Here is a 14,885-nt window from a genome sequence, read left to right as displayed (position 1 = left end):
CATATTTATTTATAATTTTATATCGTTGATTTTTATGGTTGTTTTATAGTATATAAAAATAAATTAATATGAATAATAACCACCGATGATTTTTTGATATTTTACTAACTACGATTCAACTAAAGAGGGACCGATTAATGGTAAATAAATATTACAATAGGGATTTGAGCTGGTTATTATTCGATAATCGAGTAATCGATCAGGCTTATAACAAAAAAGTACCGTCGTTGGAAAAATTGAGATTTCTGTCGATTGCTTCTAACAACTTGGACGAATTTTTTGGTGTTAGACTACACAATGTTCAAACTATGATCAGTAAGAAACGAATAGAAAAGCGTACTGGCCTGACCGGGACGGAATTATTAAGCATTATTTATGAATATAATTCCCGTAACATCACCAAGCAATATCAGGCGTTGGCATTGGTACTAGATGAATTAAAAGAAAAAGGAACTTTTGAGATTATGAGGTATCACGAATTAGAATTCTCAGAGAAGAATCACGTCAATGATTTTTTTAAACAAGAAATTTTAAACAAATTAACAATCGAAGTGTTTTCACCAGAAAGAAAAACAAAGAGTAATTTGAATTTTTTAATCTGCGCAAAGGATAATAATTATACGGTTTCCGTACCTAATGATCTGGATCGGATGGTTGAAACGGGCATACCCAACGTTTTCATCATGTTGGACGATTTGATCTATGCCAATATAGCTCAGGTCGCAACTGAATTGGAGATCGAACAGACTTATGTCTATCGCGTGACTTACGATAAGAATAAGAAGTATGACTTCTTGGATGCTGACATGGGTGACGATGAATATTTGGATAAGATGACCGATTATATCAATCACCGTGGACCTAGAGAGATCACGCGAGTAGAGTTTTACAGTCCAGAGCATAAGGGGAGAAGTTTTCTTGCTGGTCTGTTCGGTTTGAGTAAGAAGAGTATTTATGCTATTCCCGGACCGTTGGACCTTAAATTTTTGGATAAGTTATTCAAACGCTATAAGAGTCAGAACAATTTGGTTTTTTCACCCTTCAAGGGTCTTAATTGGAAATCTAATCAAAATATTTTTGCTCATTTGGACAAAGAGTCATTGTTAGTTCAGTATCCCTATGATTCTTTCAGCATCTTCTTAAACTTTCTTGAAACTGCTGTAAAAGATGCGAAAACGACTAGTATTCAAATGACGATTTATCGAACTGAAGGTAATTCACAAGTAGTTAAATTGCTGAAGGATGCTGCTTCTAAAGGGATTGAAGTGAAAGTAGTCGTTGAATTACGAGCTAGATTTGACGAAGCACATAATTTGGAAGTCGCAGATGAGCTGAAACAAGCTGGCTGTAAGGTTTATTATGGGGATCGGTTAAACAAAGTTCATGCAAAAATTTGTTTAATACGTCAAGGAGAAACAAAAGGTTACGTGCAAATTGGAACCGGTAATTACAATTCCATCACTGCAAAAATCTTTTCTGATATTAGTTTTTATACGTCTAATCAACGCTATGTCAATGACGCTGTGAAGTTTTTTGAAGAGCTAGATGGTAAGGAGAATTCTGGATTTGAGTTGGTCGTCACTTCACCATATGATTTAAAACGGATGATTCTGATGAAGATAAAAAAAGCCACGCAGGATTATTTACGTGGTGGCAAAGCGGAAGTATTTATGAAGGTCAATGGACTGACTGACGTCGACATCATCAACGGAATCTATCGAGCAGCTAGATTAGGTTTGCCATTCAGATTGATTGTCAGAGGACCGTGTTCTTTGAAGCTGGGTATTTGTGGTGAGAAAGAAAATATCGTCGTCAAGAGTATTGTTGGGGAGTTATTGGAACATAGTCGTATTTATAGCTTTACTTATGGCAATAATAGTACAGAAATCTGGATTTCTTCAGCCGACCTCATGACGAGAAATCTTGACCGTCGTGTTGAGATTGCCGTACCGATCGTTGAGTCTAAGCCTAAGAATCAAATGAGTAAAATCATTAGGATGTACAATAGAGATTCCGCCAATTCCTATTATTTGACGAAAGATGGCGAGTATTTCAAAGGTAAGAAATTTCTGAATCCTTCTGCGCAACAAACCTGGCTTAGAAGAATCAAATGGAAAAAATATGTATAACAAAGATAGAATTGAAGCAAATTACTTCAATTCTATTTTTTTTGCGCTATGATATTTACTTATAGTATTGATTCAGGAGGCGTTTTATGAAGTATTCACTTGCGACGATCGATGATTTGACAGAGATCATGAATTTGGAGCGTTTAGGGTTCAATGAGGCGGAGGCAGGAAGTGAAGAAGCCTATCGCGAAAGACTGTCAAAATTACACGATACATTTTTGACAATCAGAGATGACAATAATAAGGTGATTGGATTCGTAGTTGGTCCTGCAGTTGAACAGAGATTTGTTCTGGACGAGATGTACGATGTCACCCCCAATAACTTAGCCGAAGGTGGTCACCAGTTGATATTTACTATTGCAATCAACCCAGAGTATCGCGGTCAGGGAATTGGTAGTAAATTATTAACGGAATTTGAAAATAACGCTCGTAAAGCACATAGAACCAGTGTTTCACTGACATGTTTGGAAGATAGAATTCCTTTTTATGAGAAAAACGGCTATTTAAATCGAGGAATCGCCGATTCATCACATGGTAATGAAATATGGTACAACATGGAAAAAATCATCGATTTGGGATAATCACTTTGTGGTTGTCAGATGAAATACAATAATTAATCTGATGATTATGTGGTTATAATTCCAAATAGCCAGCAATTAACAAAGTTTTTACAGCATTTATATGTACAACAAGAGGCCAGTCAAATACTAATTTTGACTGGCCTCTTTACTAATTATTTTTTTCAGGAGGCCGACGGCAAGGCAATCCTTTCTATGCTATTCTAAGTTTATAAGTCGATTATTAGGAGGGCTGGGGTGCAATGATAAAATCAATAATATTTTCTGCCGCAATTTCCCTGATTGGACTGGTTAATTTTCTAATCAAGAAAGATGAATCTGCTAAAAGAAAGTTACGCTTAACCATCTATGTTGCATTGGGTTTGATTGTCTATGAACTTCTTTGGGATATATTATTTAATTAAATTGTGTTTCGGTTTAGGTATCTGAATCATACGTTTAGAACGGTCTTGAAAAAACATTTTGTCGAATAAGAACAATAAATTTGTGGAGAGATTATCGGACAACTCATTAGGTGGCTTTTTTTATTAAATTCTTTATTCTTGGACAATGTATTATTTTTTAGTTATCGTTAGATTGAAATGTTTTTTATGACAAATAATTTGGAAGGGATGTTTTAATATGCAAACAAATGCAATTGTGATTGATAATTATGGAGATACAAGTGAATTTCATGATCAAGTAATTGATGTTCCTGAATTAAAACCAAAGCAATTATTATTAAAAGTAGCTGGTAGCTCAGTATCACCATTTGACATCAAGGTACGCAAAGGTGTTTTCAAGGATGGCTTATCTTTGGAGATGCCAGCTATCACTGGAACAGACGTTGTCGGTGAAGTTATCCAAAAAGGTACAGCAGTAAGTGATTTTGAAATCGGTGATATAGTATGCGGGATGGTTGGTGTCAAAGGCTTTGGGGCGTACTCTGACATGGCCATTCTAGGTCAAAGCAAGGCTATCAAAGTTCCGAAGAATGTTTCAATTCAAAACGCTGCCGTTTTACCAATGACTGCAACTCCTGCATTCAATGCTTTATTTGACTTAGGTGAATTGAAGTCTGGCGAAAAAGTCTTGATTCACGGTGGAGCAGGTGGTGTTGGGTCGATGGCGATTCAATTAGCCAAAAACGTCGGAGCAGAAGTCTATACTACTGCAAGCCCGCGCAATATTGATGATTTGATCGAATTAGGTGCTGACAGAGTTCTAGACTATCATACTGAGAAATTCGAAGAGTTACTGTCCGATTTGGACTTGGTGATCGATACAGTTGGTGGTTCGACGTATCAACATAGTTTTGAAGTATTAAAAACTGGTGGTCGCCTAGTTTCATTAGTAGAGGAACCGGATGAAGCTTTATCACAAAAGTATGATGTGCATGCAATGTACTTGGATGGAAAATTCGCTAATCCACTGAACAAGGTAATTAAGTTAGTCAGTGAGGGTAAGATTCAATTACGCGTTCAAAAGAGTTTTCCATTGAATGCAGCTGGTGTTAAAGATGCTCAAGACTATTATGAAAATAACCACGTGTTCGGTAAAATTGCTATATTGAAATAAGCAAAAATCCATAATGAGTTTTTAATCAAAAAACTCATTATGGATTTTTATTTTACCGTCGCGCCATTGTAAAAGTGTATCGGCAACGATTTTTATTTACCATAGATTTCAAATTCGGCATGATTACTACCGTTTATTTTTATATAGGTAGTAGATATAGGTAATGACTTTTTGCCCGTTTATAAGATAGAGCTATAATTCTGATTTGATAAACTAGTTATCATTCAAGTGGCTAATGGCATAGCTAGTTTCATCGGCGGTGAATTGTTCTCCCGCATCAGAAGAGAGTTGATCACTAATCGCATCAGGAGACATATCCATATCATCTCGGTAACTCCTAGCTTTGGCTAAAGCATTCTCATTGTAGTCTACTTTGATATTGTCAACTGCATATTGAACTTCTTCCGCAGTAAATTGTTCACCATATGATGATGACAATTGTTCATAGATACCTTGTTTTGACATATTCATAGTTTCTGCATAATTTAAACCGTTTTTTAAAGCATTTTTATTATAATCTGCCTTCAAGTTATCCATTGCATACTGAGCGGCCTCAGCGGAAAACTGTTCCCCAGCATCAGATGTTAGTTGATCATAGATGCCTTGTTTTGACATATTCATACCACTAGAGTATGTTTCAGCCTTGATTAAGGCCGATTTATATTCATAAGGAACGCTATCCTCCTCGGAATCGTTGGAGTCTACTTCAGGTGTGCTTTCTTCCATGCTGTACGAATCTTCATCATCACTTTTATCGAAAGAATCCTTAATTTTGGATGTTTTTATATTATCTGGTTTAGAACTTTTTTTACTATTACTAATACCGCCACCAACAGGAACAAGAATCATTAAAACGATAACCGTTATAATCCAAAACCAAATGCGTTTATAAAATGGCTTTTTTAATTGTCTTCTTCTTTCACCCCTTGTCATAGTATTTCCCCCTGTAACAACATATTCAGCTTTTATTGTCTTCAGTTTTGGACAACAAAAATAAATTAAATTGTTTGAAACCTGTTTTATATAATTAGTATAACAGGATTATTTTATACTATATATACTATGAAGTAGTTCTTTTATTTGATCTCACAACCATACTAGCTGAGAATGTTTGAACAAGAATTCTTAAACGATGCCAAGGAACAATTGGAGAAGTCGGTCTATCTACCTAAAGTTATTGGAGATTTGTGTGTCAATCTAACTTTCCTTTCTATGAAGGGTTAACTTCTAATGATGTTGGGGAATCATATTTAAAACTTAATTATTTTAAGTTGATGGACACGAATATGGTCGGAGGGAATGATAATGTCATTCTCCAGTATGTTTCATTAGTTGTCTATTTTAAAGTTCCGAAAATCAGCTTGGATTTATTTCAGGCTTTTTGTTATATAAAAAAAGTAGCTATAAAGCTACTCAATTACTTTAAACTGGCTAATAATTTCTTCTCCACGTATACCTTAAATGCCTTCGTTGCTTGTTTTTGTATTACAGTACGTTCACTTGTAGACATTGCAGGATTGGCTTCTACTGCCTCAGTCACTACTTTGGTAACATAGGTATTTCCTTGAGACTCTAATTGTTTTTTGAAACTAGCATTGTTTAGTTTTTTCTGAATGGTTTTAGCTTGTTTAGTTGTTAACACCATCCAGTCTTTACCAATTTCAAAAGTGTTATTTTGTCTAATAAAGATTTTTTTATCACCGGATGTATGAAATAGAAGAGAGTAAAAGTTGTTCTTGTATTTCCAATATTGATTTTTTTGGATCAACTGCGATGTTGAGTTTACCTTTTTTACCGTATTTGTAACATGTAAATTAACCTTAGTTTTATTTAGTTTAGTTGATCTATTATTTTTGTATACATAAACCTTTTCGTTATTACCTATCTGCTTGTAAAGCAAAATATTGACACCTTTTTGATCTGTTTTGACGGAGATTGTTTGCGATTCAGTTACCTTTTTCATTCCCCAATGCCAGTTGTCATTTCCAATCATTAAAATGGCTGAACCAACTAAGACTATTAAACCGATTCCACCAATTAATAATTGCTTCTTTAATCCCTTAGCAAACAATAATCCACAAATGAAAACGACTAATCCAATAAATAAAATAACTAGAATCATTGTTCTACCTCCTTTTTATCCTTGAGAAAGCAGGCAAAGATAAAATCAATTATACCGAATGCCGTTGCAACTAAGAAGGCTGCATGGAAACCTGACATTCCGGCCGCATAAACTCGTTGTTGATATAGTAGCGGAGCTGTATGTAATAAAGATTTAGCGGGTGCATGATTATTAGTAACGTTAGTAAGAACGCTGCCAAGAACTGCTGTACCCATCGAGGTCATTACTTGTCTTAAAGTACTGTTAACCGCAGTACCATGACTTAATTGTAATCCGTGTAGGTCAATCGAACTGGCTGCCGTGATGGGCATGGTTACTAGTGCAACTCCAGCCATTAAGATAATATATTCGCAAATTACATATGCGTAAGGAGTGGTTCTAGTTAGCATGGCAAAAGGCAATGTTCCTAACGTTAATAGGAATGTTCCTAACATCGCTAATTTTCGGCCGCCCATTTTATCATATAAATTACCACTGACTAGGCTTAAAACACCATATACCAATGCTCCCGGTAAAATAATTAATCCAGAATTCAAGGGTGTGATACCGCGAACATCTTGTAAGTACATTGGCAAAACAACTTGTACACCAATCATAGCTGTGTTGGATAATGCGGTAACAAATGATGCGACGGTAAATGATTTAATAGTTAATAATTTTACATTCAAAAATGGATTAGTCTGCGGCCATTCACGTTTAGCGAATAAACCGATAAATATAATACCCACTATGATCCCAATAATAACGGTCTTGGAACCCCAACCGTTTTGACCAACTTCGGAGAATCCATAAAGTAGACTCCCAAATCCAATTGTGGATAAAATAATTGCCATGATATCGATTTTTGATTTCTTTAATTCAATTACAGGACGAACTAAAAATCCGCTGAAGACTAGTACCAATAGTACTGGAACAATCATAATGCCGAATAAGGCTCTCCAATTTAAACTATCTAAAATCAATCCTGATACAGTGGGGCCAAGCGCTGGTGCTAAGCCGATGACGATACCACCAATCCCCATCATTGATCCACGTTTTTCTGGTGGGAATAAGACCAGTAGGACGGTCTGAATAGTTGGGAAGGTAATTCCTACACCAACTGCTTGAATCAAACGTCCTAATAATAAAATACTAAAATTTTGTGCTGTAAAACTAATAACTAAACCAACTAGAAAGAATGACAAAGCTGACATATAAATAAGTCTTAAACTGAAATTATTAATCAACCATGCACTGATCGGAATCATAATTCCCATAACTAATAGAAATCCGGTCGTCAACCATTGAACGGTTGAACTAGAAATTGAGAAATGATCCATCAAAGTTGGATAGGCTGTAACCAGCATATTAGTCGTCAATGCTGAACAAAATGTGCCCAGCATTAAGACTGTCATCAAAAGAATTCTGTTAAATGGTTTACCATTATTATCTAACATGTTCAAAGCCTCTTGTCTATTAAACTGATGAGCACAGTCTAATTCTTTAATAAACTGATGTCAACAGTTTATATCCAACTGATAACAGTTTGTCTTTTTGGAAACTAAGAATATAATTAAGACAAGTTATTGTAAAGTGGTGAATTAAATGGCAAAAAAAAGAACCTTAACTAAAGATAAAGTTCTCTTAGAAGCAAATAACATTATAGAAGACAGGGGAGTTGAAGGATTGACTATCCGTGCTTTAGCTGATGCACTGAATGTGCGTCCTCAATCTGTCTATAACTATGCGAATAGCCTTAATGATTTATTAGATCAAATTAGTTTACAATTTGTAACTGATATATCAGAGCAACTAACTCAAAAGTTGGTGGGTATTTCAGGTGATGAAGCATTGATGACTTTTGCTAATGAATTTAGAAGTGCTTGCTTGCGGCATAAAGAGTTAACACCTGTTTTGCTAAATCTAAATAATTTCAATAATATAAAAACCCATGATGCCTTGGTTAAACTATACAATGGAGTTTTCACACCATTACAGTTGGATGAATCTAATAGTCGAGTGGAGTCGACGCTTTATCGCTCAGCACTATTCGGATTTATTACTCAGGAAATTGGCGGCTTCTTTAAAATTTCAGATGAAGAGATTAATTTACGATTTGAGGAAACCATGCATTTGGCAATTAAAAATGTCCATATGAAATAAGTTAAAATATTTAATTTTATAAAAAAGTACACAGCGATGGCAAAGGTTCAGCAAGATTTTAATAAATTATTATAGAATATTGAATATTTTTTCACAAAATATTATTTTTGCTAGATTCCTTGGGCAAGTAAGTAAGATAAAATAAATTAATTTACTGAAAACGCTTTTATTTTTATTTATTGTGATACAATAAATTTGTAAATCAAAGAAAAGAGGGAATATTATGGCTTACGATGTTGTACTGAACAACAACGAAATGGGAAATGGGGACAAAGCATTAACTGAGAATTTGATGACGGCATTTATCCATACTTTAACTGAAAAAGAGGAAAAACCAGAGAATTTGGTAATGTATGGAACTGGAGTAAAGCTAGCTAAGAAGAATTCCGAAGCATTAAACGACTTAAAAGAACTTGAGAAGAGTGGCGTAAACGTTCTTTCATGTGGAATTTGCCTAGATTACTTTGATATTGCTGATCAATTAGGTGTTGGTGGCGTAACAACTATGCCAGAAGTAGTAGATATTATGGCATCAGATAACATTGTGGTAACTCCATAAAAAACTAATTAAATATTTGTTACAACCATAAATAACACCATAAAGTCTTAGTTGCTTTATGGTGTTATTATGTGATATGACTAATTTCTGAATTGAATGAAGGGAGGATTTACCGTGAAGTTCAAACCGTTCACAACTTCTTTAATGGGAAGTATGCCAAGAAGTACCGAGTTGTTAGATGCTCGTGAAAATGGTAATACGGACATGTTTCAAAAAACTTTATTAAGAGATACCGAGAATGTTGTTAATTTACAAGAAAATTCTGGTATCGATGTAATTGTCGATGGTGAATTATCTCGTGATAATTATATGTCCTTCGTGGCTAATAAAGTTAAGGGTGTAAAATTAATGTCGCTAAATGAAATGGCTAAAAAAACTAGCGACGAAACAAACTTTGAAAAAAGTGTTAAATCCATGGATGCTGATGATAGTAAAATTCATAATCCAGTTGCAGTGGATAAAATTGGTACTGAGAGTGTTTTAGACTATGAAGAAATCAAACGTCTCAAATCACTAACAAATCATCCAATTAAGGCTACATTACCTAGCCCATATTTATTAACTAGATCAATGTGGTTGCCTGATGTTTCCGGAGAGGTCTATGATAGTCGGGCCGATTTAGGTGATGACGTAGTTAAATTATTGAAAAACGAAATCCATCGATTGATTGATATCGGAGTTGATGTCATTCAAATTGATGAACCAATCTTGTCAGATATCGTTTTTAATAATTCTGATTCCAAAAATTCATTTTATTGAGGTGCTTTGTCTGCAAAGGTCAAGGTTGACCGAGAATTGAATTTTGCTCATGATTTAATTGCACCATTATTTGCTGAAATTAATGGAACTAATACCAAGGGATCGATTCACGTCTGTCGTGGTAATTGGACAACCAATGAAGAAACATTACTTTCAGGTTCATACGACAAACTAGGGAAGTTTTTCGAATCTATTGATGCTAATATGCTGACCTTGGAATTTTCTACTCCAAGAGCTGGAGATATTTCGGCCTTGTTTGAAAACAATGATTTAAGCGATAAGATCACTTTAGGATTAGGTGTTGTAAATCCAAGAAGTGAAAAAGTCGAAGATGTAGATACAATTGTAAGTTCAGCTGAAAAAGCCTTAGAATACCTCCCTCCAGAAAGAATTTGGTTAAATCCTGATTGTGGTTTTGCAACATTTTCAAGTCGCTCATTAAATTCTTATGACGTTATTGAGCAAAAGATGAAGGCCATGTCAGCTGCCGCTGATATTCTTCGTCAAAAACATTGCTAAGAAATAAAAAAATCTACTAAATATTTAGTAGATTTTTTTGTTTATTTGTGAAAAACTTTTCAACCTAGTGGGCTGTTTACTAAACGAAAGTGCTATACTGATTACTGAAAGCGGATTTATAATTATTATTTTGGGGGGATTTATATGGAACAGAAAGTTTCAAATCATCGTAATAATCAGCAAATAATTTTTGCTGTATTATTCTTTGTCATTTTTATTGCTGGTATTTTTTATGTTAAATGGTGGCCTTACTATGGTAAAGCTATCGCAGCAGCTTCAACGCATTCGGTTGGAGATTCGATCATTGCTGGGGTTGGAACTCAGTCAGCCGGTTTTTCATTAAAAACAGGTTATACTTTTACCATTGCTTATTTCTTGTCTGTATGGAAAGCTTTGGCTGTAGCTATTATAGTTGGATCATTAGTACAGGTTTTGATTCCTGTTCGTTGGGTACGTAGATATCTTGGCGGAACTAAATTTAGAAATACATTGATTGGAACATTAATGGGAGTTCCAACAATGATGTGTACTTGTTGTTCAGCTCCTGTAACGGTTGGACTATCGAGATCAAAGGCATCAGTTAACAGTATTATGGCATTCTTTTTAGCTAATCCATTGTTGAATCCAGCTACTTTGATTTTCATGGGATTAGTCTTGGGCTGGAAATATACTATTTTCAGAATTATTTTTGGTATTTTAATGGTATTAAGTATTGCTACGCTGGTTGGTAAACTTAGTACAAATAAACAGGTCGAAGTTCCTGAGGGTGTGGATTTTGATCCTGTTGATGAAAACGCAGAAGGTTTATTGAAACGTTGGTGGAAAGCTTTTTATACTTTAATTATCGAAAGTATTCCAGCATACGTAGTCATTGTCTTCTTGTTAGGTACTTTTGAAGGAGTTTTGTTCCCAGCAATTCAAAATGGATTGAGTAGTGGAGTTTTAGCTATTATCCTATTTGCCTTAGTTGGTACAATCTTTGTAATCCCAACTGCAGGTGAGATTCCAATTATTCAAGCACTTATGGCTTTGGGATTAACATCAGGTCCAACAGCAGCATTGTTGATGACTTTACCAGCTGTAAGTATCGTTTCATTGGCATTGCTAAAACCAGTTTTAAGTTGGAAGAGTTTGGGTATCACCGCAGCCAGCGTCTTTGCCTTTGGTTTAGTTGCTGGATTAGTGGGTATGGTAGTTTTATAAATAATTAATTTAAGTTTAAGTCCAAATTGAGGGTCTAAATTTTCTGGTATTGGTGAAAACCAATATCAGTTTTTTTGTTTTCATTTTCTTTGTCAAAATTAATTTGATAATGGCATAAAAAAGACACACTCTTTCGAGTGTGCCCAGAGTCTAAAATATCTCACCAAGACGATTTGATTTAGACTCTTTTTATTTTATTTTACCGTTGAGCCATCGCAAGAGTATATCGGCAACGACTTTTTGTTGATCCGCATTACTGATGCTAGCTTTTCGATCACCCTTTTGTTTACCATAGCTTCCAAATCCGGCATGATTACCACCGTTTATTTCGATATAGGTAGTAGATTGTGGGAGTAGTTTTTTTGCTTTTTTGTAATTAGACTTATTCAGAACACCATCCTGACTGGCGGTTATTGAGAGAACAGGTTCTTTAATATTACGCAGGTTACCTTTTTTCTCAGGATAACTAGCTAAGAAGAATACACCACGGAGCTCTTTAGAATTCTTCTTGGCGTATCGAGCTGCCATCGTCCCACCTAGTGAATGACCACCAATAATATATGGTTGATTGTTTTGGACTCGTTTCGCCGCATTGGCATCGACTACCGCTAAATCAAGTGGAAATTTGCAGACATAGACAGTGTATCCGTTTCTCGCGAGCGTGGAAGCCCAAATACTGTAACTCTTGGGTTCAACGAGGGCACCAGGGTAGAATATTATCGCTGGTTTACTATCATCACCTTGAAATTTCACTGTGTCAGCCATATTCGTACTCGATTCAGAATCGGTCATTGCTGCATCAGATGGTTGGTATTCGAGGTGTTTTGTGATTATGAAGGCGGCACTGACAATGACTATCAATGCAATGATGATTCCGATTATCCATTTAAAAACTTTTTTCATGGTGATTATTCCTTATTCGAAGCATTTGTTAAGTCTATTGTATTATCATAGTTTACTTGAAACAATGATAATACTCTTAATTAAATAAAATTATCCAACTTCTATTACACGAGGTACTGATTCTAATTTAAAACAATAATTTATTAATTTGTGATAAAAAGCACAAAAAAATCGTTAACCAAAATGATTAACGATTGGATTCTTCTATAGTTATGTGTGCTTATATTTAGTTTGATAATACGATTTTTGGTATTTCCAGCGATAATCTCCAAAATGGCACCGTACTTTCAATAATATATCGCACAATATTGACCAACTTTTGACCAACTTTTATAAAAATTATGGATTTCAGGATTTTGTAAACGTTGATATAACAGTGTTTTACCTCGATGAAAAACTGGTAAAACCTCAAAATTGGGCAAGTAGGGTTCGAACCTACAAATTGCGGATTCAGAGTCCGCTGCCTTACCGTTTGGCGATTGCCCACTAATATTGCTTAACAATAAAATATTAATAAAAAATAGCGATAAAGTCAAGATAATTTCAGTTGAAAAAATAGTTAAGAATGGTTCTCTATAATGATTATTGTGTTATCTTTATTATGGGAGTGATAAAAAAATATCTGTGAGGTGAATATATGGAGAATGGCGAGATATTAGTAACTACAACTGAACATATTCCAGGTAAAGAATATGAAATTATCGGTGAGGTGTTTGGATTAACAACTCAATCGAAGAACGTAGTCAGAAATATTGGTGCAGGTTTGAAAAACATCGTTGGTGGTGAGATCAAAGCCTACACTGAACTACTTTCTGAAGCTCGAGATATAGCTATTGATCGTTTACGAAATAACGCAGTAGAGATGGGAGCCGATGCCGTAGTTATGATGAGATTCGATTCGGATTCAATTAGTGCCGATATGGAAACAGTTGCTGCTTACGGTACCGCAGTAAAATTTAAGTAAGGTGAGATTAAATGTCATTAGAATATAACAAGAGTTCTCTTTCAGCTTGTACGAGTATCTTAATTGGTAAGAAGGCTACGATAGACGGCTCGACTATCATTGGAAGAAATGAGGATTCACAGGCCTCATGGCCCAAACATTTTGTGATTCATGAACACAAGGAGTTCGATGATGACCAAAAGTTTGTTTCTACAGCTAATGATTTTTCAATGGATCTACCTAAAACTCGCTTTAAATATTCAGCTACTCCAGAATGGACTGTTAAAGAAGGATTATTTGAAGAAGATGGTTTCAACGAATATGGAGTTGGAATGAGTGCCACAGAGAGTGCTTATTCTAATCAACGCGTCTTAGGAGTTGATCCACTCGAAGAGAATGGTATTGGTGAAGAAGCAATGATCACCGTGGTTTTGCCATATGTTAAAACTGCTCGGGAAGGAGTTTTGCGTTTAGGTAAAATTATTGAAGAATATGGAACTTGTGAGACTAACGGAGTTCTATTTTCTGATCAAAATGAAGTCTGGTACTTTGAAAATGGTTCAGGACATTATTGGGTTGCACAACGCATCCCAGATAACAGCTATGCAGTTGTCGCAAACCAATTGGCAATTCAAACGGTTGATTTTAGCGACACGGATAATTTTTTGTTTAGAAAAGACTTACAAGAATTCGTAAACGATAATAGCTTAAATCCTGATCCAAAGAGTTTTAATTTTAGAAATATTTTTGGAACGCATGATCTATCGGATGAAATTTATAGCACTCCACGTGTATGGTGGGGCCAACAGTATCTCTCAGGTAAGACTGATGAAAGCCCTGAGAGTGAGGAACTATCATTTATTAAAAAAGCTGATCGACTATTAAGTGTCGATGATGCTCAAGATTATCTATCATCACATTATCAAAAAACTGAATATGATCCACTAAACGGTGGCGCTAATAACAAACGTTACCGTCCTATTAGTTTGGCAAAAACACAGGAATCGCATGTGTTGCAGATCCGTCCGGATATGGAACCTGAGATCGCCTGTGTGCAATGGTTAGCAATGGGTGTGGCTTCTCAAAGTATCTATGTTCCTTTCTACATGGGTATTACTGACACTCCTGAGGAGTACAAAGTTGGTGAGTTACCATACGATGATAAGTCAGCTTATTGGACATATAAGTTAGCTGGTGTGTTGTTAGATGGTCATTACAAAGAGCTTGGCAAGGATTACCAAGCAAAACAAAAGGATATTAATATCACTCTTCGTAATATGTTACGTGATTTTGATATGAAAGCCTTGAGCAAGGACCCTGAGGAATTACCTGCGTTTTTAACTGAGTCATCATTTGAGATGGCTAAGACATCGCTTGATGCATATAAAGAACTTATTGCCCAGTTAATTACCAACTCGACTAATTTTTCGCCTCTGAACTTCAAGACAGATATGAATTTATAAATATTTGA

The 14,885-nt window shown here is 35.3% G+C and carries 15 protein-coding genes and 1 tRNA gene; 11 read left to right on the top strand and 5 right to left on the bottom strand.

Going from position 1 to position 14,885, the window contains the following annotated elements; translation table 11 throughout:
- Window positions 1-137: 137 nt before the first annotated feature.
- The 4 genes from ppk1 (at window position 138) to AC27FM_RS02855 (ending at window position 4,264) form a co-directional block, all read left to right on the top strand.
- Window positions 138-2,129: a polyphosphate kinase 1 gene (gene ppk1, locus AC27FM_RS02870; RefSeq protein WP_487085822.1), complete on the top strand. Its 1,992-nt coding sequence runs from the start codon at window positions 138-140 to the stop codon at window positions 2,127-2,129.
- An 86-nt stretch (window positions 2,130-2,215) separates the two neighbouring features.
- On the top strand, window positions 2,216-2,710 hold the full coding sequence (locus tag AC27FM_RS02865; RefSeq protein WP_487085821.1) for a GNAT family N-acetyltransferase: 495 nt from the start codon (window positions 2,216-2,218) through the stop codon (window positions 2,708-2,710).
- Window positions 2,711-2,949: 239 nt separating this feature from the next.
- Entirely contained in the window at window positions 2,950-3,111 is a 162-nt protein-coding gene (locus tag AC27FM_RS02860; protein ID WP_487085820.1) for a hypothetical protein, read from the top strand.
- Window positions 3,112-3,328: 217 nt separating this feature from the next.
- On the top strand, window positions 3,329-4,264 hold the full coding sequence (locus tag AC27FM_RS02855) for an NADP-dependent oxidoreductase (RefSeq protein WP_487085819.1): 936 nt from the start codon (window positions 3,329-3,331) through the stop codon (window positions 4,262-4,264).
- A gap of 213 nt (window positions 4,265-4,477) precedes the next feature.
- Here AC27FM_RS02855 and AC27FM_RS02850 read toward each other — a convergent pair whose 3' ends face one another.
- The 3 genes from AC27FM_RS02850 to AC27FM_RS02840 form a co-directional block, all read right to left on the bottom strand.
- Window positions 4,478-5,113, bottom strand: a complete 636-nt coding sequence (locus tag AC27FM_RS02850) for an Ltp family lipoprotein (protein WP_487085818.1) — start codon at window positions 5,111-5,113, stop codon at window positions 4,478-4,480.
- 568 nt (window positions 5,114-5,681) lie between these two features.
- Window positions 5,682-6,386 carry a DUF4811 domain-containing protein gene (locus AC27FM_RS02845; protein ID WP_487085817.1) on the bottom strand — a complete coding sequence of 235 codons (705 nt, stop codon included), beginning with the start codon at window positions 6,384-6,386 and terminating at the stop codon, window positions 5,682-5,684.
- Complete coding sequence (locus tag AC27FM_RS02840; protein ID WP_487085816.1) at window positions 6,383-7,822, bottom strand: MDR family MFS transporter; 1,440 nt, start codon at window positions 7,820-7,822, stop codon at window positions 6,383-6,385. Before AC27FM_RS02840 ends, AC27FM_RS02845 begins: the two co-directional genes overlap by 4 nt.
- Window positions 7,823-7,970: 148 nt before the next feature.
- Here AC27FM_RS02840 and AC27FM_RS02835 point away from each other — a divergent pair, with 148 nt between their 5' ends.
- The 5 genes from AC27FM_RS02835 to AC27FM_RS02815 all read left to right on the top strand — a co-directional run bounded on the left by AC27FM_RS02835 (window position 7,971) and on the right by AC27FM_RS02815 (window position 11,568).
- On the top strand, window positions 7,971-8,528 hold the full coding sequence (locus AC27FM_RS02835; protein ID WP_487085815.1) for a TetR/AcrR family transcriptional regulator: 558 nt from the start codon (window positions 7,971-7,973) through the stop codon (window positions 8,526-8,528).
- A gap of 223 nt (window positions 8,529-8,751) precedes the next feature.
- Window positions 8,752-9,087 (top strand): sulfurtransferase-like selenium metabolism protein YedF, encoded by a 336-nt coding sequence (gene yedF / locus AC27FM_RS02830; protein WP_487085814.1) that lies wholly within the window; start codon window positions 8,752-8,754, stop codon window positions 9,085-9,087.
- A gap of 114 nt (window positions 9,088-9,201) precedes the next feature.
- Window positions 9,202-9,846, top strand: a complete 645-nt coding sequence (locus AC27FM_RS02825; protein WP_487085813.1) for a hypothetical protein — start codon at window positions 9,202-9,204, stop codon at window positions 9,844-9,846.
- Window positions 9,847-9,852: 6 nt separating this feature from the next.
- Window positions 9,853-10,365: a uroporphyrinogen decarboxylase/cobalamine-independent methonine synthase family protein gene (locus AC27FM_RS02820; protein ID WP_487085812.1), complete on the top strand. Its 513-nt coding sequence runs from the start codon at window positions 9,853-9,855 to the stop codon at window positions 10,363-10,365.
- A gap of 144 nt (window positions 10,366-10,509) precedes the next feature.
- Window positions 10,510-11,568 (top strand): permease, encoded by a 1,059-nt coding sequence (locus AC27FM_RS02815; protein WP_487085811.1) that lies wholly within the window; start codon window positions 10,510-10,512, stop codon window positions 11,566-11,568.
- A 189-nt stretch (window positions 11,569-11,757) separates the two neighbouring features.
- Here the strand turns inward: AC27FM_RS02815 and AC27FM_RS02810 are convergent, their stop codons facing one another.
- On the bottom strand, window positions 11,758-12,471 hold the full coding sequence (locus AC27FM_RS02810) for an alpha/beta hydrolase (protein WP_487085810.1): 714 nt from the start codon (window positions 12,469-12,471) through the stop codon (window positions 11,758-11,760).
- Between the two features lie 414 nt (window positions 12,472-12,885).
- Window positions 12,886-12,957 (bottom strand) — tRNA-Gln (locus AC27FM_RS02805).
- A gap of 151 nt (window positions 12,958-13,108) precedes the next feature.
- Between AC27FM_RS02805 and AC27FM_RS02800 the strand changes: the two genes are divergently transcribed.
- Window positions 13,109-13,435, top strand: coding sequence for a heavy metal-binding domain-containing protein (locus tag AC27FM_RS02800; RefSeq protein ID WP_487085809.1), 327 nt, complete (start codon window positions 13,109-13,111; stop codon window positions 13,433-13,435).
- Between the two features lie 11 nt (window positions 13,436-13,446).
- A complete protein-coding gene (locus AC27FM_RS02795) occupies window positions 13,447-14,877 on the top strand; it encodes a C69 family dipeptidase (protein WP_487085808.1) in 1,431 nt (476 codons plus the stop codon).
- Window positions 14,878-14,885 lie beyond the last annotated feature (8 nt).

The organism is Companilactobacillus sp. y65-5 (genome assembly GCF_057541095.1).
This window is presented reverse-complemented; position numbering and strand designations above follow the sequence as displayed.

Coding starts and splice junctions, on each gene's coding strand:
- AC27FM_RS02845 (WP_487085817.1), bottom strand. CDS start 6,386: ATGATTCTAGTTATTTTATTTATTGGATTAGTCGTTTTCATTTGTGGA.
- AC27FM_RS02840 (WP_487085816.1), bottom strand. CDS start 7,822: ATGTTAGATAATAATGGTAAACCATTTAACAGAATTCTTTTGATGACA.
- AC27FM_RS02855 (WP_487085819.1), top strand. CDS start 3,329: ATGCAAACAAATGCAATTGTGATTGATAATTATGGAGATACAAGTGAA.
- ppk1 (WP_487085822.1), top strand. CDS start 138: ATGGTAAATAAATATTACAATAGGGATTTGAGCTGGTTATTATTCGAT.
- AC27FM_RS02815 (WP_487085811.1), top strand. CDS start 10,510: ATGGAACAGAAAGTTTCAAATCATCGTAATAATCAGCAAATAATTTTT.
- AC27FM_RS02865 (WP_487085821.1), top strand. CDS start 2,216: ATGAAGTATTCACTTGCGACGATCGATGATTTGACAGAGATCATGAAT.
- AC27FM_RS02800 (WP_487085809.1), top strand. CDS start 13,109: ATGGAGAATGGCGAGATATTAGTAACTACAACTGAACATATTCCAGGT.
- AC27FM_RS02835 (WP_487085815.1), top strand. CDS start 7,971: ATGGCAAAAAAAAGAACCTTAACTAAAGATAAAGTTCTCTTAGAAGCA.
- AC27FM_RS02860 (WP_487085820.1), top strand. CDS start 2,950: ATGATAAAATCAATAATATTTTCTGCCGCAATTTCCCTGATTGGACTG.
- yedF (WP_487085814.1), top strand. CDS start 8,752: ATGGCTTACGATGTTGTACTGAACAACAACGAAATGGGAAATGGGGAC.
- AC27FM_RS02850 (WP_487085818.1), bottom strand. CDS start 5,113: ATGATTCTTGTTCCTGTTGGTGGCGGTATTAGTAATAGTAAAAAAAGT.
- AC27FM_RS02795 (WP_487085808.1), top strand. CDS start 13,447: ATGTCATTAGAATATAACAAGAGTTCTCTTTCAGCTTGTACGAGTATC.
- AC27FM_RS02810 (WP_487085810.1), bottom strand. CDS start 12,471: ATGAAAAAAGTTTTTAAATGGATAATCGGAATCATCATTGCATTGATA.